At 69.3% G+C, this 20005-nt stretch carries 12 protein-coding genes; 9 read left to right on the top strand and 3 right to left on the bottom strand.

Annotated elements, in window-relative coordinates; genetic code table 11:
• Positions 1–121 precede the first annotated feature (121 nt).
• The 3 genes from H9651_RS11420 (at position 122) to H9651_RS11430 (ending at position 3851) form a co-directional block, all read left to right on the top strand.
• Complete coding sequence (locus H9651_RS11420) at positions 122–1798, top strand: ABC transporter substrate-binding protein (RefSeq protein WP_191719446.1); 1677 nt, start codon at positions 122–124, stop codon at positions 1796–1798.
• Between the two features lie 92 nt (positions 1799–1890).
• Positions 1891–2895, top strand: coding sequence for an ABC transporter permease (locus tag H9651_RS11425; protein ID WP_191719447.1), 1005 nt, complete (start codon positions 1891–1893; stop codon positions 2893–2895).
• The gene (locus H9651_RS11430) at positions 2892–3851 is read left to right on the top strand and encodes an ABC transporter permease (RefSeq protein ID WP_191719448.1); all 960 of its coding nucleotides are present in this window, start codon (positions 2892–2894) and stop codon (positions 3849–3851) included. The genes H9651_RS11425 and H9651_RS11430 overlap by 4 nt, the downstream gene beginning before the upstream one ends.
• 39 nt (positions 3852–3890) lie before the next feature.
• Here H9651_RS11430 and H9651_RS11435 read toward each other — a convergent pair whose 3' ends face one another.
• Together H9651_RS11435 and H9651_RS11440 are read right to left on the bottom strand one after the other, a co-directional pair.
• The gene (locus H9651_RS11435; RefSeq protein WP_225216675.1) at positions 3891–5639 is read right to left on the bottom strand and encodes a dipeptide ABC transporter ATP-binding protein; all 1749 of its coding nucleotides are present in this window, start codon (positions 5637–5639) and stop codon (positions 3891–3893) included.
• 344 nt (positions 5640–5983) lie between these two features.
• Positions 5984–8590 (bottom strand): DUF4062 domain-containing protein, encoded by a 2607-nt coding sequence (locus tag H9651_RS11440; protein WP_191719450.1) that lies wholly within the window; start codon positions 8588–8590, stop codon positions 5984–5986.
• Positions 8591–8887: 297 nt separating this feature from the next.
• Between H9651_RS11440 and rpoB the strand changes: the two genes are divergently transcribed.
• From rpoB to H9651_RS11455, 3 genes are all read left to right on the top strand, one after another.
• Complete coding sequence (gene rpoB, locus H9651_RS11445) at positions 8888–12394, top strand: DNA-directed RNA polymerase subunit beta (RefSeq protein ID WP_191719451.1); 3507 nt, start codon at positions 8888–8890, stop codon at positions 12392–12394.
• A 47-nt stretch (positions 12395–12441) separates the two neighbouring features.
• Positions 12442–16317, top strand: coding sequence for a DNA-directed RNA polymerase subunit beta' (locus H9651_RS11450; protein ID WP_191719452.1), 3876 nt, complete (start codon positions 12442–12444; stop codon positions 16315–16317).
• 117 nt (positions 16318–16434) lie between these two features.
• The gene (locus H9651_RS11455) at positions 16435–17028 is read left to right on the top strand and encodes a hypothetical protein (protein ID WP_191719453.1); all 594 of its coding nucleotides are present in this window, start codon (positions 16435–16437) and stop codon (positions 17026–17028) included.
• Between the two features lies 1 nt (position 17029).
• Here H9651_RS11455 and H9651_RS11460 read toward each other — a convergent pair whose 3' ends face one another.
• Positions 17030–17632 (bottom strand): hypothetical protein, encoded by a 603-nt coding sequence (locus H9651_RS11460; protein ID WP_191719454.1) that lies wholly within the window; start codon positions 17630–17632, stop codon positions 17030–17032.
• Positions 17633–17763: 131 nt separating this feature from the next.
• Between H9651_RS11460 and H9651_RS11465 the strand changes: the two genes are divergently transcribed.
• The 3 genes from H9651_RS11465 to H9651_RS11475 all read left to right on the top strand — a co-directional run bounded on the left by H9651_RS11465 (position 17764) and on the right by H9651_RS11475 (position 20004).
• Positions 17764–18810 carry an ABC transporter gene (locus tag H9651_RS11465; RefSeq protein ID WP_191719455.1) on the top strand — a complete coding sequence of 349 codons (1047 nt, stop codon included), beginning with the start codon at positions 17764–17766 and terminating at the stop codon, positions 18808–18810.
• A 17-nt stretch (positions 18811–18827) separates the two neighbouring features.
• The gene (locus H9651_RS11470) at positions 18828–19280 is read left to right on the top strand and encodes a hypothetical protein (RefSeq protein WP_318244854.1); all 453 of its coding nucleotides are present in this window, start codon (positions 18828–18830) and stop codon (positions 19278–19280) included.
• A 61-nt stretch (positions 19281–19341) separates the two neighbouring features.
• Positions 19342–20004 carry a spermidine/putrescine ABC transporter substrate-binding protein gene (locus tag H9651_RS11475; RefSeq protein ID WP_191719457.1) on the top strand — a complete coding sequence of 221 codons (663 nt, stop codon included), beginning with the start codon at positions 19342–19344 and terminating at the stop codon, positions 20002–20004.
• The last annotated feature ends 1 nt before the right edge of the window (position 20005 follow it).

Consider the following 20005-nt stretch of genomic DNA (forward strand, 5'->3'; position numbering starts at 1 on the left):
GGATCGAGACAAAGGTGTAATCAACCAGCTCGTCGGGCACCGGTAGCGTCGGGAAGCAACACGTGCCGCCGGCGGTCTGACGGGCCGGGCGGCTGTCCTCTCATCGGAAGGTGCACGATCCATGCTCCATACACGTAAACGACGCGGAGCCCTGCTGGCCGCCGCGGGCGTGGCCATGGCCGCGCTCGTGCTGTCGGGCTGTTCGAGCCAGCGCGACGCCGGCACCGACGACGCGACCGGCGACGCCGATGTCGACGGCACCTTCGTCTTCGGTGCCTCCGCCGACCCCGCGAGCCTCGACCCGGCGTTCGCCCAGGACGGCGAGACGTTCCGCGTCGCGCGCCAGATCTTCGAGGGCCTCGTGGGCACCGAGCCCGGCACCGCCGACCCGGCGCCGCTGCTGGCGGAGTCGTGGGAGTCCTCCGAGGACGGCCTGACCCACACGTTCGCGCTCAAGGAGGGCGTGACCTTCCACGACGGCACGGAGTTCAACGCCGAAGCGGTGTGCGCCAACTTCGACCGCTGGTACAACTGGGAGGGCCTGGCCGCCAGCGAGGCGCTGGGCTATTACTACAACAAGCTCTTCCGCGGCTACGCCTCCGACCCCTCGACGGCGGTCTACGCCTCGTGCTCGGCCGACGACGACACCACGGCCACCGTCACGCTGAACCAGCCGTTCGCCGGCTTCATCCCGGCGCTGTCGCTGCCGGCGTTCTCGATGCAGAGCCCCGCCGCGATGGCGGAGTTCGCCGCCGCCGAGGTCGGCGGCACGGCCGAGGCCCCGACGCTGTCGGAGTACGCCATGGGGCACCCCTCGGGCACCGGCCCGTACGCCTTCTCGGAGTGGGCACCGGGTGAGCAGGTCACCCTCGTCGCCAATGAGGACTACTGGGGCGACGCCGGTCAGATCGACGAGATCATCTTCCGCACGATCGATGACCCGACCGCACGCCGCCAGGCGCTGGAGTCCGGCTCGATCGACGGCTACGACCTGGTCGGCCCCGCCGACACCGCCGCCCTCGAGGACAAGGGCTTCACGATGGTGTCGCGCCCGCCGTTCACCGTCCTCTACCTCGCGTTCAACCAGGCCGTGCCCGAGCTGCAGGACCCGCTCGTGCGCGAAGCGCTGTCGTACGCGATCGACAAGGACGCCCTCATCACGCAGGTGCTCCCTGAGGGTACCGAGAAGGCGACGCAGTTCATCCCCGACACCGTCAACGGGTACAACGACGACGTCACCACCTACGAGTACGACCCCGCCAAGGCGCACGAGCTGCTCGCCGAGGCCGGCTACACCGAGGCCAACCCGCTGACGCTGACGTTCAACTACCCCGTCAACGTGTCGCGCCCCTACATGCCCGACCCGGAGCAGATCTTCACCGTGCTCTCGGCTCAGCTGGGTGAAGTCGGCGTCGTCACCAACCCGGTCTCCAACGAGTGGGGCGACTACCTCGACCTCATCACCGGCGGCACCGAGCACGGCATCCACCTGCTTGGCTGGACGGGCGACTACAACGACACCGACAACTTCGTCGGTGTGTTCTTCGGCGGTCAGTCGGCCGAGTGGGGCTTCGACAACCCGGCACTGTTCCAGGCGCTGGCGGAAGCCCGCGGCATCCCGAACCTCGAGGAGCAGTCGGCTCTCTACGAGGACATCAACGAGATGGTCGCGACCTTCATCCCGGGTGTGCCGCTGGCCCACCCGGCGCCGACCCTCGCGTTCGATCCGCGTGTGGAGAGCTACCCGGCGAGCCCTGTCAACGACGAGGTCTTCAACCAGATCGTCCTGACCGAGTAAGCGCGGCCTGTGCCGCAATGTGCGGTGCGGGATGAGGCCCGTCCTCCTCCCGCACCGCACTCCGACGCCGACGACGACGAGAGACTCCCGCATTGCTGCGCACCATCGGTAAGAGGCTGCTGCTTCTGATCCCCACCCTGTTCGGGTTGAGCCTGCTGCTGTTCTTCTGGGTCCGGGCGCTGCCCGGTGGACCGGCCGTCGCCCTGCTGGGCGAACGTGCCACCCCTGAAGCGGTGGCGCGCATCAACGAGCTGTACGGCTTCAACGAGCCGATCGTGCAGCAGTACTTCACGTGGATAGGCAAGCTGCTCTCGGGAGACTTCGGCGTCTCGCTGCAGACCGGGCGCCCGGTGACCGAGGAGTTCCTCCGCCGGTTCCCCGCCACCATCGAGCTGTCGCTGCTGGCGCTCATCCTCGCGGTGGGCATCGGCATTCCGCTGGGATACTGGGCCGCCCGTCGCCACGGCAAGTTCACCGATCACGCGTCGGTCGTGCTCAGCCTCGTCGGCATCACGATCCCGGTGTTCTTCCTGGCGTTCATCCTCAAGTACATCTTCGCCGTGCAGCTGGGCTGGCTCCCCAGCGACGGCAGGCAGAACCCCCGCATCGACGCGACGCACTACACCGGGTTCTATGTGCTCGACGGCATCCTCACGGGCGAGTGGGATGCCGCGTGGGACGCGTTCCTGCATCTGCTCCTGCCCGCCATCGCGCTCGGGACGATCCCGCTCGCGATCATCGTGCGCATCACGCGCGCCTCGGTGCTCGAGGTGCAGAACGCCGACTACGTGCGCACCGGCAACGCCAAGGGCATCTCGCGCGCCACGCTGCGCGACCGCTTCATCCTGCGCAACGCCATGTTGCCGGTGATCACCACGGTGGGCCTGCAGGCGGGCCTGCTGCTGTCGGGGGCGATCCTCACCGAGACGGTGTTCGCCTTCCCGGGCATCGGCTCGTTCCTGGCCGGTGCGATCTTCAACCGCGACTTCCCGGTGCTGCAGGGCTTCATCATCTTCATCGCCATCGTCTACGCGCTCATCAACCTGCTGGTGGATGTGTCGTACAGCGTCATCGACCCGAGAGTGAGGGTCTCGTGAGTTCCAGCATCCTGCCGCCCGCCCCGAGCGGAGGCCCGGTCGACGACACCGCGGTCGTCGACCGCGAACTCCTGGCCGCGCAGTCGCCGGGCGGATTCTGGCGCGACGTGTTCCGGCGGCTCCGCCGCAACCCCGCGGCGTGGGCCGGCGCCGTGATCGTGGCGGTCTTCGTGCTCATCGCGGTGTTCGCGCCGTGGCTCGCGCCCTACCCCGAGATGGCGCTGCCCGGGGCGAAGTACATCACCCCCACCTACATCCCCGGTCCCGGTGAGCTGCCGCAGTTCCCGCTCGGGCTCGACCGCTTCGGCGGCGACGTGCTGTCCAAGCTCATCTGGGGTGCGCAGGCGTCGCTCATGATCGGTGTGGTCTCCACGATCTTCGGACTCGCCGGCGGTGCTGTGCTGGGTCTTCTGGCCGGTACGTTCGGTGGCTGGGTCGACAACGCGGTGATGCGCGTCGTCGACATCCTGCTGTCGGTGCCGAGCCTGCTGCTGGCCGTGTCGATCGCCGCCGTGCTCGGCCAGTCGCAGCTGTCGGTCATGATCGCCGTCGGAGCCTCCCAGGTGCCGATCTTCGCCCGCCTGCTGCGCGCCTCCATGCTGCAGCAGCGGTCGGCCGACTACGTGCTGTCGGCGCAGACCCTCGGCCTCGGCCGCGGCCGCATCACGATGAGCCACGTGCTGCCCAACAGCATCGGACCCGTCATCGTGCAGGGCACCCTGACGCTTGCGACGGCGGTCATCGACGCCGCGGCGCTGTCGTTCCTCGGTCTCGGCGGCGGTCGCCCCGAGACGGCGGAATGGGGCCGCATGCTCACCTACGCGCAGGCGGAGCTCGCCATCGCGCCGTGGCTGGCGTTCCTCCCCGGCATCTGCATCGCCGTCACCGCGCTCGGCTTCACCCTGCTGGGCGAGGCGCTGCGCGAGGCGATGGACCCCCGCACGCGCGGGCGCTGAGCGCGGGCCGGTCCATCCCGGCGGTGGTCGAGCGCCGTCTCAGACGGCGATGTCGAGCTCGTTGCCCGGGATGGATGCCAGCAGCGCGCGGGTGTACGGGTCGCGGGCGTTGGTGAAGATCTCCTCGGAGGTCGCCGCCTCCACCAGTTCCCCGTTCTTCATGACGCAGACGTAATCGCTGATGAGACGCACCACGGCCAGGTCGTGCGAGATGAAGAGGTAGCTCTGGCCGTACTCGCGCTGCAGGTCTCCCAGGAGCCGCAGGATCTGCGCCTGCACGAGCACGTCCAGTGCAGACACCGGCTCGTCGCACACGATGAGATCGGGAGACAGGGCGAGCGCCCGTGCGATGGCCACGCGCTGCCGCTGGCCGCCGGAGAGCTCCGCGGGGTAGCGGCGCAGCATCGTCTGCGGCAGGGCCACGTCGTCCATGAGCTGCCGCACGCGGGCGGCGCGCTGCTTCGCCGAGCCCCGGCGGTAGAACACCAACGGCTCCTCGATGATCCGCTCGATCGTGAACATCGGGTTCAGTGACGAATACGGGTCCTGGAAGATCGGCTGCACCTTCTGGCGGAAGCTGCGCAGGTCCCGCCCGTTCAGCGACGCGACGTCCTGCCCGTCGAAGCGGATGGCCCCGGCCGTGGGATCGACGGCCTTGAGGATCATGCGCGCCGTCGTGGTCTTGCCCGACCCCGACTCGCCGACGATCGCCACCGTCTCCCCGCGCGGGATCGCGAACGACACGTCCTTGACCGCCGCGAAGTCCTCCTTGCTGCCGCGCACCTTGTAGACCTTGGTGAGCCCGTCCACCTCGAGGATGTTGGCGACGTCGGCTGCCGCGCCGGGAGCCTGCGATATGCGCGGGGTCGCGGTGGCCGGCGGGGTCGCCGTGGCGGGTGCCGACTCGGCGGGGGCGAGGGGAGTGGGCGAGGCGGAATCCGTCGTCTTGGTCGCGGTGCCGCGGAACACCTCCGGCCGCAGCCGGACGGCGGCCACCGAGGGTGCGGCGGCGACGAGCGCCTTGGTGTATTCGGCCTGCGGGTCCTCGAGGATCTGGCGTGCGGGGCCCTGCTCGACGATCCGGCCGCGGTGCATCACGATCACCCGTGAGGCGCGCTCGGCGGCCAGTCCCAGGTCGTGGGTGATGAGCATGACGGCGGTGCCGAGCTCGCCGGTCATGCGGCCGAGCTGGTCGAGGATGGTCTTCTGCACCGTGACGTCGAGGGCGCTGGTGGGCTCGTCGGCGATGAGCAGGCGCGGGTTGCAGGCCAGGCCTATGGCGATGAGGGCGCGCTGGCGCATGCCGCCCGAGAACTCGTGCGGGTACTGTTTGGCACGCTTCTCGGCATCGGGGAGGCCCGCGGCCGCGAGGGTCTCGACGACCTTCTTGGCGACGTTGGAGCGGGTGGCCATGCCGTGGGCGAGCAGGGTCTCGGCGATCTGCGTGCCGATGCGCGAGACCGGGTTGAGGTTGGACATGGGGTCCTGCGGCACGAGCCCGATCGACCGACCGCGGATCTTGCGCATCACCGATTCGGGGGCGCCGACGAGTTCCTGCCCGTCGAGGGTGATGCTGCCCTCGGCGATGCGGCCGTTGCCGGAGAGCAGGCCGATCACGGCCATCGCGGTCGTCGACTTGCCCGACCCCGATTCCCCGACGATGGCGAGGGTCTCTCCGGCGGCGAGATCGAAGCCGATGTTCTCGACGGCGCGCACGGAGCCGTCCATCGTTGCGAACTCGACGGCGAGATCGCGGACCTGCAGCAGCGGCGCGGCATCCTGTGGCATGCGCTCCATCCTGCCGTGCCGCCGCGTCGCGCGCACGAATCGGGCGACAGCCTTTACTCGTTCGTAACGCGGGCCGCCTGTCGGAATTCAGGCGGAGCGGTGCCGGCAGCGGTTTCGGCGGCCGAAACCGCGCCCACGGCCTGAATTCCGACGGCATTCGCGCGCGGCGGGCACCGGCACCCCGCCCCCTGCACGCCGTCCCGGCACGCCCGCCCCGGCCCCGCCGCCATCCCCGGAACAGGAGATCTCCCCAGAACAGGCTGTTTCCGGTGCGGATCGTCCTGTCCCGGTGCGTTCTCCTGTCTTCGGGATGCCGCGCCCGGCCACCGCGAGCACCGGCCCAGTCACCAGCGCGCGAGCACCTCGGCGGCACGTGTGCGTTCCGGCTCCGGGAGGGCCAGCGCCACGGCCTCGGCGAGGGTGAGACCCTCGCCGAGCGCCTCACCCTCGGCGACCAGCTGCGGCGCGGTGGCCCGCGCCGCATCCAGCGACAGCGAATGCACCGTGAACGCCTCCACGTCGAACACGCCGACCCGGTGGCGGATGGCCGTCGCCGCGGCCGACAGTGCCCCGGCCAGCCGCGGCTCCCCGCGGGCGGCGGCCACCGCGCACAGGCCCTCGAGCCCGTAGGCCGCGCCCTCCTCGTGGCGCAGCCGCAGCGAATCCAGCAGGGTGCGCACGAACACCCGCTCGGCCTCGTCGACCGACCCCCGCACGATCAGCAGCCGCCCCTTCTGGTTGTCGGCGATCGACCGGGTGAACAGGTCGCCGCCCTCTTCGGCGATGGCGGTGGCCCGTTCCAGGTGTGCGAGCGCATCATCGATCGAGCCGCGCAGCCACGCCACCCGGCCGAGCGACACCCGCGTGATCGCCTCGCCCCACGGGTTGCCGATCGTGTGCAGCCGCGCGACCGCCTCGTTCAGTTCGCTCTCGGCCCGGTCGACGTCGGGATCGGGCAGCTGCACCCGCGCGGTCGCCCGCGCGGCGAACGCCATCGCCGCGGCATCCTCGTCGCCACTCTCGGAGAACAGCCGCGTCACTTCCCCGAGTCCCGCGACCACCTCCTGCGCGGGGCGCTGCCACAGCTGCCCCCACAGTGAGAAGAACCAGGCCACCGCCCGGGTGTGCTGTGTGATGGGCTGGTCCTTGGCGAGCAGCTCCAGCATCCACACCCGCACGCCCGCGAACAGGCCCATGATCCACCAGTAGATGAGCAACGCCCACGCGAAGTCGCCGGCGTCGTCGAGCCGGTCGGTGTGGACGAGATGCCGCACGGCGGCGCGCAGGTTCGCCAGCTGCAGACCGAGCTCGGCCACCGCCTGCGCCCGGCCCCCCCCCCCCAGTTGCGGGGCCAGGCGCACGACGAGGCCGCGGTAGTAGTCGGCGTGCGCGGCCCGCACGAGATCGGCCTCGCCCCGCTCCTCCAGCCGCCCGACCGCGTACTCCCGCACGATCGCCAGCAGCGACAGCACGCTGCGTCCGTCGAAGTCGGTCTGCGTCACCAGCGAGCCGTCCACGAGGGCCGCGAGCCCCTCGATCGCCCCGCCCTCCCACGCCCGCCCCGGCTCGAGCGCCTCGACGGCCTCGAGCGTGAACCGCTCCGCGAACACGCCGAGGTCCTCCAGCAGCGCCCGCTGCGCGGCTGGGAGCAGGCTCACGCTCCACTCCAGCGTCGCGCGCATCGTGCGATGCCGCTCCGGCATGTCGCGCACCGCCGCCGTCAGCAGCGGCAGGCTGCGCTCCAGACGCTCGGCGATCGCGTGCGGGGACAGCATCCGCACCTTCGCCGCCGCCAGTTCGATCGCCAGCGGCAGCCCCTGCAGTCGGCGGCAGATGTCCATCACCGCGCCGGCGTTCGATTCGGCCAGTGCGAAGGCGGGCGCGGCGGCCTGCGCGCGGTCGACGAACAGTGCGCAGGCGCTCGAGCGCTCGGCCCGCTCGAGGGTGGCGGGCACGCCGTCGGCGGGGGTCGTCAGCGCCTGCACGTCGTACACGCGCTCGCCGCGGATGCGCAGCACCACCCGGCTCGTGACGAGGAAGCTCGCCAGCGGCGCCACGGTGTACAGCCGCACCAGCACGGGTGCGGCATCCATGATCTGTTCGAAGTTGTCGAGCGCGATCAGCACGTGCCGCCCCTCCAGGGCGCGGGAGATGCGCTCCTCGATGGCGGCTTCGCCGTTGTCGCGGATGCCGAGGCTGTAGGCGATCGTCGGCAGCAGCAGCGCTGGCTCCAGCACGTTCTCCAGCGCCACGAAGTACACCCCGTCGGGGAATTCGTGCGCAGCCGCGAGGCACACCTCGATCGCCAGTCGGCTCTTGCCGATGCCACCGGGGCCGATGAGGCTCACGAGGCGGTCCCCGCCGTGGGTGAGCATGTGCACGACCGCGGTGACGTCGTCGGCGCGGCCGATCGTGGTGGTGTACGGCACCGGCACACGCGAGACGAGCGCCCCGGCGTGGGGCCCGTCGTCGTCGCGGTCGGCGGAGCGGGACTGCTCGAACCGCTCGGCCATGAGCGTCGCCAGATCATCGCCCAAGCGCGCCTCCAGTTCGTCCGCGGTGTGGAACGGGAGGTACGCCGCGGTGTCGTCGGACTGGATGCGAGCGATGAGCGCGGTGAGCCGCTCATCGCGGGCGGCGCCGGCTTTGACATAGATGAGCTTGGGCATGGATGCCGGGGCGAGGTTGTACTCGTCCTCGAGCCCCGACACCTCCTCTTCCGGTGCCACCCAGCCGTAGCTGTCGGCGTAGATCCCGACGAACACGTCGCTCTGCTGCAGGTAGGACCGGTAGAGCGCCCGCGGCGGGTGGGGCCTGGCACCCAACTCGAACAGCACCGGGGCGAGTCGCAGCGCTTCGATCGCACGCCGGGCCGCCGCGCGCTCCTCGGCGAGCTCGCGGAGGGTGGAACTGACGAAAACACGGATCCGCTGGTCGGGCGTGCGGATCACGGGTGTCCCCCCGATCATGTGCACATCATGGCCCGCCGAGGGAGGTCGCACCAGATGCCGCGGGCGCATATACCCCAGCATCTGCACGTCGTCAAGAATCCGGCTGGACATGGCGAGTCGCAAGACATATAGTTGTTCTTTGCGCTCCCTTCCCCTTGCCCTCATATGGTGGTCGGCGGTGCCTGCGTTCCCCCGCTTCACAGCGGCGTGCGGTCGTCAGGCTTCGGGGATGAAAGGGAGCACTCCACCTGACGACAAGGAAAACGAGCCCTGCCCGGGCCCACGGAGGTAATCCCCTTGGCTGCTGCGCGCAACGCATCCAACCCCACCACCACCACCAACCTCAAGAACGGACGCGGAGCTTCCCGTCTTTCGTTCGCGAAGGTCTCGGACACCCTGGAGGTCCCTGACCTCCTGGCGCTGCAGACCGAGTCCTTCGACTGGCTCGTCGGCAACGACGCCTGGAAGGCCCGTGTCGCCGAGGCACAGGCCGTCGGCCGCACCGACGTTCCCGAGATCAGCGGCCTCGAGGAGATCTTCGAGGAGATCTCCCCGATCGAGGACCTCGGCGAGACGATGCAGCTCTCGTTCACGAACCCCTACCTCGAGCCGGAGAAGTACTCGATCGAGGAGTGCAAGGAGCGCGGCAAGACGTACGCCGCCCCGCTGTACGTCGAGGCCGAGTTCATGAACCACCTCACCGGTGAGATCAAGACCCAGACCGTCTTCATGGGCGACTTCCCCCTGCAGACCGGCAAGGGCACGTTCATCATCAACGGCACCGAGCGCGTCGTCGTCTCGCAGCTGGTGCGTTCGCCCGGCGTGTACTTCGACCGCACGCCCGACAAGACCAGCGACAAGGACATCGTCTCCGCCCGCGTCATCCCCAGCCGCGGCGCCTGGCTCGAGTTCGAGATCGACAAGCGCGACCAGGTGGGCGTGCGCATCGACCGCAAGCGCAAGCAGTCGGTCACCGTGTTCCTCAAGGCCCTGGGTCTTTCGAGCGAAGACATCATGGCGGAGTTCGCCGGCTTCGACTCCATCGAGGAGACGCTGGCCAAGGACACCATCCTCACCAAGGAAGACGCCCTCCGCGACATCTACCGCAAGCTCCGTCCGGGCGAGCAGGTCGCCGCTGAGGCCGCCCGCGCGCTGCTGGACAACTTCTACTTCAACTCCAAGCGCTACGACCTGGCGAAGGTGGGTCGTTACAAGATCAACCAGAAGCTGGGCCTGGACAAGCCGCTGAGCGACTCGGTGCTGACGGTCGAGGACATCGTCGCCACCATCAAGTACCTCGTGCGCCTGCACCGCGGTGACACCTCGTTCGAGGGCATCCGCAACGGCCAGCCCGCCGAGATCCGCCTGGACATCGACGACATCGACAACTTCGGCAACCGTCGCATCCGCGCGGTGGGCGAGCTCATCCAGAACCAGGTCCGCACCGGTCTGTCGCGCATGGAGCGCGTCGTCCGCGAGCGCATGACCACGCAGGACATCGAAGCGATCACCCCGCAGACCCTGATCAACGTGCGCCCCGTCGTGGCCGCGATCAAGGAGTTCTTCGGCACGTCGCAGCTGTCGCAGTTCATGGACCAGAACAACCCGCTCGCGGGTCTGACCCACAAGCGTCGCCTCTCGGCGCTGGGCCCCGGCGGTCTGTCGCGTGAGCGCGCCGGCGTCGAGGTGCGAGACGTGCACCCCTCGCACTACGGCCGCATGTGCCCGATCGAGACGCCGGAAGGCCCGAACATCGGTCTGATCGGCTCGCTCGCATCGTTCGCCCGCATCAACTCGTTCGGCTTCATCGAGACCCCGTACCGCAAGGTCGTCGACGGCCGCGTGACCGACCAGATCGACTACCTCACCGCCAGTGAAGAGAGCGACTACATCGTCGCTCAGGCCGGTGTCGAGCTGAAGGCCGACGGCACGTTCGTCAGCGACCGCGTGCTGGCCCGTCGCGGCCAGGGCGGCGAGGTCGACCTGTTCCCCGCCGAGGAGATCGGCTACATGGACGTCTCCCCGCGCCAGATGGTGTCGGTGGCGACCTCGCTCATCCCGTTCCTCGAGCACGACGACGCGAACCGCGCCCTCATGGGTGCGAACATGCAGCGTCAGGCCGTCCCACTGCTGCGCAGCGAGTCGCCCGTGGTCGGTACCGGTATGGAGGGCTACGCCGCGATCGACGCCGGTGACGTCGTCACCGCCGAGAAGGCCGGCGTCGTGCTGGAGGTCTCGGCCGACGTCGTGACCGTGCAGCTCGATGAGGGCGGCACGCAGGACTACTTCCTGCGCAAGTTCGACCGCTCCAACCAGGGCACCAGCTACAACCAGCGCGTCATCGTCTCGGCAGGCGACCGCGTCGAGGTCGGCGAGGTCATCGCCGACGGTCCCGCCACGGAGAACGGCGAGCTCGCACTCGGCAAGAACCTCCTCGTCGCCTTCATGACGTGGGAGGGTCACAACTTCGAGGACGCCATCATCCTCAGCCAGAACCTCGTGAAGGACGACACCCTCTCCTCGATCCACATCGAGGAGTACGAGGTGGATGCCCGTGACACGAAGCTGGGCAAGGAGGAGATCACCCGTGATCTCCCCAACGTCAGCCCCGAGCTGCTGAAGGACCTCGACGAGCGCGGCATCATCCGCATCGGCGCCGAGGTGCGCCCCGGTGACATCCTCGTCGGCAAGGTCACGCCCAAGGGCGAGACCGAGCTTTCGGCCGAGGAGCGCCTGCTCCGCGCGATCTTCAACGAGAAGAGCCGCGAGGTGCGCGACACGTCGCTGAAGGTGCCCCACGGTGAGCAGGGCACGATCATCGCGGTCAAGGAGTTCAACGCCGAGGACGGCGACGACGAGCTCGGCTCGGGCGTCAACCGCCGGGTCGTGGTCTACATCGCCCAGAAGCGCAAGATCACCGAGGGCGACAAGCTCGCCGGCCGCCACGGCAACAAGGGTGTCATCGCCAAGATCCTCCCGATCGAGGACATGCCCTTCCTCGCCGACGGCACGCCGGTCGACGTCATCCTCAACCCGCTCGGCATCCCGGGTCGAATGAACTTCGGCCAGGTGCTGGAGCTGCACCTCGGATGGATCGCACAGCGCGGCTGGAAGGTCGAAGGCAACCCGGAGTGGGCGGCGAACCTGCCCGCCGAGGCTCTCGAGGCTGCTCCCGGCACCAAGGTCGCCACCCCGGTGTTCGACGGTGCGTTCGAGGAGGAGATCGCGGGTCTGCTGGATTCGACCCTGGTCAACCGTGACGGCGAGCGTCTGATCGACTCCACCGGAAAGACGCTGCTGTACGACGGCCGCTCCGGCGAGCCGTTCCCCGCTCCGATCTCGGTCGGTTACATGTACATCCTGAAGCTGCACCACCTCGTGGACGACAAGATCCACGCGCGCTCCACGGGTCCGTACTCGATGATCACGCAGCAGCCGCTGGGTGGTAAGGCGCAGTTCGGTGGTCAGCGTTTCGGTGAGATGGAGGTGTGGGCCCTCGAGGCCTACGGCGCCGCTTACGCCCTGCAGGAGCTCCTCACGATCAAGTCCGACGACATCGTGGGCCGCGTGAAGGTCTACGAGGCGATCGTCAAGGGCGAGAACATCCAGGAGCCCGGCATCCCTGAGTCCTTCAAGGTGCTGATGAAGGAGATGCAGTCGCTCTGCCTGAACGTCGAGGTGCTCTCGGCAGACGGTACGACGGTCAATCTCCGCGACGGCGAGGACGAGGCGTTCCGCGCCGCGGAAGAGCTCGGAATCAACATCTCCACCCGGTTCGAGTCGACGTCGATCGACGAGATCTGATCCGGCCAGGCAACGACAGATATCCGACACAGGAGAACTGAGAAATAGTGCTCGAATCAACAACTTTCGATCAGCTTCGCATCGGCCTGGCCACCGCCGACGACATTCGTCGTTGGTCCTTCGGTGAGGTCAAGAAGCCCGAAACCATCAACTACCGCACGCTCAAGCCCGAGAAGGACGGCCTCTTCGGCGAGCAGATCTTCGGACCCTCCCGCGACTGGGAGTGCGCGTGTGGCAAGTACAAGCGCGTCCGCTTCAAGGGCATCGTCTGCGAGCGCTGCGGCGTGGAGGTCACCAAGAGCTCCGTGCGTCGTGAGCGCATGGGCCACATCGAGCTCGCCGCTCCGGTGACCCACATCTGGTACTTCAAGGGCGTGCCCTCGCGCCTCGGGTACCTGCTGGACATGGCGCCGAAGGACCTCGAGAAGGTCATCTACTTCGCCGCCTACATGGTGATCTCGGTCGACGACGAGGCGCGTCATCGCGACCTCCCGACGCACGAGTCCAACCTCCGGCTCGAGATGAAGAACCTCGGCGACCGCCGCGACGCCCGCGTCGCCGCCCGCCTGGCGAAGCTGGAAGAAGAGCTCGCCGCGCTCGAAGAGGAAGGCGCCAAGGCCGACCAGAAGAAGAAGGTCAAGGACGCCGCCGAGAAGGACATGGCGTCGATCCGCAAGAACTTCGACGAGCAGATCTCCAAGCTCGAGCGCGTGTGGGAAGAGTTCCGCACCCTCGAGGTCGGCAACCTGAAGCAGGAGGACGACGTCTTCCACGAGCTGCAGGACCGCTTCGGTCAGTACTTCGAGGCCTACATGGGCGCGGAGTCGATCCAGCGTCGGCTGCAGGCGTTCGACCTGGCCGCCGAGGCGGAGAACCTGCACCTGCAGATCTCCGAGGGCAAGGGCCAGCGCAAGATCCGTGCGATCAAGCGCCTGAAGGTCGTCAACTCGTTCCTATCGACGGGCATGAGCCCGGCGGCCATGGTGCTCGACGTCGTTCCGGTGATCCCGCCGGAGCTGCGCCCGATGGTCCAGCTCGACGGTGGCCGCTTCGCCACCAGCGACCTGAACGACCTGTACCGCCGCGTGATCAACCGCAACAATCGCCTCCGGCGTCTGCTGGACCTCGGTGCGCCCGAGATCATCGTGAACAACGAGAAGCGCATGCTGCAGGAGGCCGTCGACGCACTGTTCGACAACGGCCGCCGCGGTCGTCCCGTCACCGGTACCGGCAACCGTGCGCTCAAGTCGCTGTCCGACATGCTCAAGGGCAAGCAGGGCCGGTTCCGTCAGAACCTGCTCGGCAAGCGCGTGGACTACTCGGGCCGCTCGGTCATCATCGTCGGACCCCAGCTGAAGCTGCACCAGTGTGGCCTCCCCAAGCAGATGGCGCTGGAGCTGTTCAAGCCGTTCGTCATCAAGCGCCTGATCGACCTCGGTCACTCGCAGAACATCAAGGCCGCCAAGCGTGCGGTCGAGCGCACCCGTCCCGAGGTCTGGGACGTGCTCGAGGAGATCATCCGCGAGCGTCCCGTGCTGCTCAACCGTGCGCCCACGCTTCACCGCCTCGGCATCCAGGCGTTCGAGCCGCAGCTCGTGGAGGGCAAGGCCATCCAGCTGCACCCGCTCGTGTGTGCCGCGTTCAACGCCGACTTCGACGGTGACCAGATGGCTGTGCACCTGCCGCTGTCGGTCGAGGCGCAGGCCGAGGCCCGCGTGCTCATGCTGGCGTCGAACAACATCCTCAAGCCCTCGGACGGCCGTCCGGTCACCCTGCCTTCGCAGGACATGATCATCGGCCTCCACCACCTGACCACGGTCAAGGCGGGCGCCAAGGGTGAGGGCCGCGTGTTCGGTTCGGTCGGCGAGGCGATCCTGGCGAAGGACGAGGGCACCCTCGACCTGCAGGCCAAGGTCCGCATCCGCATCCCGGGTCTGTCCTTCCTCGAGGGCGAAGCCCCCGAGGGCTACGAGCGCCACGGTCTCGTGGATGCCTCGCTCGGTCAGGCGATCTTCAACGACACCCTCCCCAAGGGCTACCCGTTCGTGCGCGAGCAGGCGGACAAGGGCAAGCTGTCGCAGATCGTCAACAAGCTGGCCGAGGAGTACCCCAAGGTCGAGGTCGCAGCGTCGCTGGACCGCATCAAGGATGCCGGCTTCTACTGGGCCACCCGTTCGGGTGTGACCGTCGCGCTCAGCGACGTGCTCACGCCGCCGAACAAGGCCGAGATCGTCGCCGGCTACGAGAAGCAGGCCGCCAAGGTGCAGGGCCAGTTCGAGAAGGGCCTCACGACCGACGCCGAGCGTCGTCAGGAGCTCATCAAGATCTGGACCGAGGCCACGGACGAGGTCCAGAAGGCCATGCGGGACAACTTCCCCGAGGACAACACCATCAACCGCATGGTGTCGTCGGGTGCGCGTGGTAACTGGCTGCAGATCCGCAACATCGCCGGTATGCGAGGCCTGGTGAACAACCCGAAGGGTGAGATCATCCCTCGCCCCATCATCTCCTCGTACCGCGAGGGGCTGAGCGTCGCCGAGTACTTCATCGCGACGCACGGTGCACGTAAGGGTCTGGCCGACACCGCTCTGCGCACCGCCGACTCGGGTTACCTGACCCGACGCCTGGTCGATGTCTCGCAGGATGTCATCATCCGCGAGGAGGACTGCGGCACCGGCAAGGGCCTGGAGTTCACCATCGCCGCTCCCGGAGCCGACGGGGCGCTGCGCCGCGACGACAACGTGGAGAACTCGGTGTTCGCCCGTACCCTCGCCGCCGACGTCGTCGACGCGCAGGGCACCGTGGTGGCCGCCGCCGGCGACGACGTGGGCGACGTGCTCATCGACAAGCTGGTCGAGGCGGGTATCGAGACCATCAAGGTGCGCTCGGTCCTCACCTGCGACTCGGCCGTCGGCGTCTGCGCGAAGTGCTACGGCCGTTCGCTGGCCACCGGCAAGATCGTCGACATCGGCGAGGCCGTCGGCATCATCGCCGCCCAGTCGATCGGTGAGCCCGGCACGCAGCTGACGATGCGTACGTTCCACACCGGTGGTTCGGCATCGGCGGACGACATCACGCAGGGTCTGCCCCGTGTGCAGGAGCTGTTCGAGGCGCGCACCCCGAAGGGTGCCTCGCCGATCGCCGAGTCCGCTGGACGCATCACGATCGACGAGACGGACAAGGCCAAGAAGGTCATCCTGACGCCCGACAACGGCGACGAGCCGCACGTGTACCCGGTGCTCAAGCGCGCGACGCTGCTGGTCGAGGACGGCCAGCACGTCACGGTCGGCCAGCCCCTGCAGGTCGGCACGCTCGACCCCAAGGAGGTCATGCGTGTCATGGGTGCCCGCGAGGTGCAGAAGTACCTCGTCAACGGCGTCCAGGGCGTGTACCGCTCGCAGGGTGTGCCGATCCACGACAAGCACATCGAGGTCATCGTGCGCCAGATGCTGCGCAAGGTCACGGTCGTCGACCACGCCGACACGACGCTGCTCCCGGGTGAGCTGGTGGACTTCAAGCGCTACCAGAACATCAACCGCGAGGCGGTCGCCGAGGGCAAGCGTCCCGCGTCGGGTCGCCCCGAGCTGATGGGTATCACGAAGGCGTCGCTCGCGACCGAATCGTGGCTGTCGGCGGCGTCGTTCCAGGAGACCACGCGCGTGCTCACGCAGGCCGCGATGGAGGGTCGCAGCGACCCGCTGGTCGGCCTCAAGGAGAACGTCATCATCGGAAAGCTCATCCCCGCCGGAACCGGACTTGCGAAGTACCGCAACGTCGTGGTCGAGGCGACGGAAGAGGCCAAGAGCGAGCGGTACCCCAACCGCATCTTCGCCTCGGACGGCGGCTACAGCGACGCCGACCTGAGCTACGTCGATTTCGACAGCTTCTCGACGGACGACTTCACGCCCGGTACCTACAACTAGGTCGAATCGCTCCACCCGAAGGCCCCCGGCACGCGCCGGGGGCCTTCGGCGTTCCCGCCCGCGTGCCTTCCGTGCGGCGCGGCCCCCGACGACCTACCGTGGGGGAGGAGGTGGCGCATGTCCAGGATCAGCGAGCGCAGCACCTGGCTCTCGTGGGCCGTCGGCATCGTGAGCGTCGGGGTGGTCGCCGGGCTCATCTGGCTCGCGCTGCCGGGTCTGCCCGCCGTCGTGGGGCTGGCCGGCGACACGCTGCGCGGGCCCCAGACGACCCAGGCGGATGCCGCGGAGACCGGCACCCCGGCCGAGTGCCGCCGGCTCTACACCGACGCGCTGTGGGCGGGGCTGTCGTGGACGCCGGGCTCGCAGCTCGCGCAGGACGACTCGACGCCGCCGACCTCCGCCACGGTGCTCGTGGACTCCCTCGCACCCGAGGTGCGGTTCACGTGCACGTGGACGTCGGAGTCGGGCACGATCGTCACGACGCTCGCCGACGTCGGCTCCGATGCGGGCGCCATCGCGCAGGCGGCGCTGCCGGAGCTCGGATTCGGGTGCGGCCTCGTCGCCGACACCCGGGTGCGCTGCACGAGGTCCGCCGAGGAGGTGCTGGAGACGCTCGAGTTCGCCGACGGTCTGTGGCTGTCGACGGTCGAGACGACGTGGCATCCGGAGCGCTATGCGTCGCGGGTGGCCGAGGCCGTCTGGAACGGCTGAGTCAGCCGAACACCGCGTCGACCACGGCGGCGGTGAAGCCGGTGGGGGCGAGGTTCGAGTACGTCGTGTCGATGAGCACGCCCGAGCGGTAGTAGAGCGTGCGACCGTCGGTCACCGGGAACTCCTCGTTGCGCCAGGTCTTCTCGCACCGCACGCCGTCATCGGGCCGGTAGCACTCGTATCCCTCGTCGGCGACCAGGGCGTTGAGGGCGTCCATCGTGGCATTCTCGGCGACCGCACTGAGGGTCGTGCGCAGGTTCGTGGTGGCGGCATCGGCCGCGCCCCAGACGCACACGAGCGAGCCGTCGGCCTGCGTGCCCGACGGGCCGAAGGCCGGATCGTTCAGCGGGATGTCGCCGAGCTGGGCGAGCACCGGTCCCGAGACGATCGCGCGGCAGTCCCGCGGCAGATCGGCCGCGCCCGGCAGGGGGGTCGCCGTGGGGGTGGGCGTGGCGCTCGCGACGGGCGCGGGCGCGGTGGCCGTCACGGTGGATGCCGCGGGTGCGGTCTCTCCGGCGCAGCCGCCGAGGAGGGCCGTGGCGGTGCCGACCGCCAGCGCGAGCAGCACTCGGGAGGCTCGGCGCCGGAGCGGTCGGGTGTCCATGCCGCCACGATAAGCGTCGGCGCGTCGCGCGCCGAGTGCGACACACGGCGGCATGCCTGCGGGGGAGCGCCGCCGGGGCGCGTTACCCTCGGCACTGCGGTGGCGTGTGCCCCGCGGGAGGAGTGCATCCCATGACCGACCCCAAGCCGTACGGCGAACCGGTGGAAGAACCCACATCGGTGGACGACGTGGTCGGCCGCGCCCACGAGGGTCTGGCCGATGCCGAGGCAGCCGGGCGCGACGCGGTGGCCGACGGCTACCCGACCGATCCCGCCCCGGCCGATGCCGCGGCTGAGCCCGTCGCACCCGCCAGGACCAGCGACCCGACGTCGCCGGACTACGAGCCGTCCGACGCCGACTATGCCGCCGCCGGCTACGACCCGGCAGTGCCGGAGGCGCCGGTGCGTGACATGACCGATGCCGCGCCGTCGAGCGCGTCCGCGTACGACGCGTCGTCGAGCGCGTCCCACGCCGTCTCCGACACGCGCGCCGACACCCCGGCGGCCGGCGCCTACGACGCGCCCGAGACCACCGCGTACGCCGCTCCCGCGGCATCCGCCTACGACACACCCGTCGTCGCGACCGGAGCGCAGTTCGCCTCCTCGAGCCCGCAGCCGATCTTCGTGCAGGCACCCGAGGCCCCCCGCCCGCGCGGCAACCGCGGTGCGGCCGGCGCCATCGGCCTGCTCGCCGCCCTCGCGTTCGCCGTGCTGTACCTGGGCGCCTGGCTCGGCTTCGCCGCCCTCGCGGGCGACGTCGATGTCGACGACCTCGCCGACGTCGCACTCACCGCGCTCACCACGTGGGCGCTGTGGGTGCCGGTCGTGGTGTTCTTCCTGGCATTCTGGCTGCTGGGCGCCGTCATCAACCGGGCCGGCTGGGCGCACTGGGTGATCTTCGGCCTCCTCGTGGGCGTCGCCTCCTACGGCGGGCACCTGCTCGGCCAGCTCTTCCAGGCCCCGTTCTGGAACCTCGCCCCCAGTCAGGCCGGCGCGCTCGTCGAGAGCCAGCTGCTGGTGCCGCTGGCGGCCACCGCGTTCATCCTCGGCCGCGAGCTGACGATCTGGTTCGGCGCGTGGGTCGCCCGGCGCGGCAAGCGTGTCACCGAGCTGAACAACGAGGCGCAGCGCGAGTACGAGCGCACCCTCGAGGCCGGCCCGCAGCTGTACCGCCAGTGATGGGTGAGCGCGAAGGAGTGAGGCCGCCCGCGGCCCTCGCCTTCGCGCTCATCGGCTATCTGGCCCTGGCGATCTGCGGACTCGGCGTGACGAGCCTCGTCACCGGCCGTGAGGTGATTGACGCGCCAGGGGCGGGTCAGGTCCCCGGCATCGTCGGCATGGCCACGTCGGTCGCCCTGGTCGGCCTGGTGCTGTGGATCGTGCTGCGCGCCGGGCGCCCGTCGTACCTCGCAGCGATCGTGGTCGCCATCATGGCCTTCCTCGGCTACATCGTGGGACTGTGCATCGGCGCCGTGTTCGCCGGCACCGATGTGGCGCTGCTCGGTGCGGCGATCGACAGCTTCGTGCTGTCGTGGTTCGCCGTGGTGCTGGCGGTGTCGGGTGCGGTGGCGGGATGGGTCGCCGTGGCGCTCGTGCGCACCCGGTCCACGCGCCCGCGCTGGCCGTGGGAGAGCGACGAAGACGAGTGATCCACCCGGATTCGGCGGGGCGGGGTGTGCCCGAGGGGCACCGACAGGCGAGAATGTGAGCGTGGAGCGCTCGCTCGAGACGCAGGTCAGCCAGGCCGTCGATGCCTGGCTGCGCTGGCTGCCGCGGTGGGAGCCCGCGACCCACCGCGGCCGTATCGCCCCGTGCCGTCGCTGCTTCGGCTCCCCGGTGCTCTCGGCCGCCGGTCTCGGGTCCGATGTGCCGCACGGAGTGCAGCACGGCCTGTCGACCCGCATCAAGACGATCGTCGACCACGCCGTCGCGGTCTACACGTCCCACAACCTTCCGATGCTGCAGGCCGAGCTCGACCAGCAGGCCGAACGCAATCGCGCACGCAGCTACCGGCCCGCCGAGAACCTCGAGCCGGAGTTCGAGGGGTTGCCGCTGGACCCCGACCCCGTCCCCGGTGCCCCCTTTCTGTTCACCATCGCCGGGATGGCCCAGGAAGCCGACGCCGACGTGCCGGACCTTCCTCCCCTCAGCCCCGAGGCCAAGGCGGCGCTGCGCCAGGAAGTGGGGCTCGCCGACGACTACGCCAACATGATCGGGCGGGAGATCTGCGCGATTCTGCTGCGTCACCGGCTGCGCATCCAAGCCGGTGTCACCCGCTACGTCGAGCCGCAGATCGCCGCGATGCTCGACGAGCTCACCCGTTCGCTCGACGCTCCGTTCGGCCCCGGTGTCGACGGTGCGGACCCCGCGTGAG

It is taken from the genome of Microbacterium pullorum (assembly GCF_014836535.1).
Lineage (GTDB): Bacteria > Actinomycetota > Actinomycetes > Actinomycetales > Microbacteriaceae > Microbacterium > Microbacterium pullorum.

Coding starts and splice junctions, on each gene's coding strand:
- H9651_RS11420 (WP_191719446.1), top strand. CDS start 122: ATGCTCCATACACGTAAACGACGCGGAGCCCTGCTGGCCGCCGCGGGC.
- H9651_RS11435 (WP_225216675.1), bottom strand. CDS start 5,639: ATGCCACAGGATGCCGCGCCGCTGCTGCAGGTCCGCGATCTCGCCGTC.
- H9651_RS11455 (WP_191719453.1), top strand. CDS start 16,435: ATGTCCAGGATCAGCGAGCGCAGCACCTGGCTCTCGTGGGCCGTCGGC.
- H9651_RS11460 (WP_191719454.1), bottom strand. CDS start 17,632: ATGGACACCCGACCGCTCCGGCGCCGAGCCTCCCGAGTGCTGCTCGCG.
- H9651_RS11465 (WP_191719455.1), top strand. CDS start 17,764: ATGACCGACCCCAAGCCGTACGGCGAACCGGTGGAAGAACCCACATCG.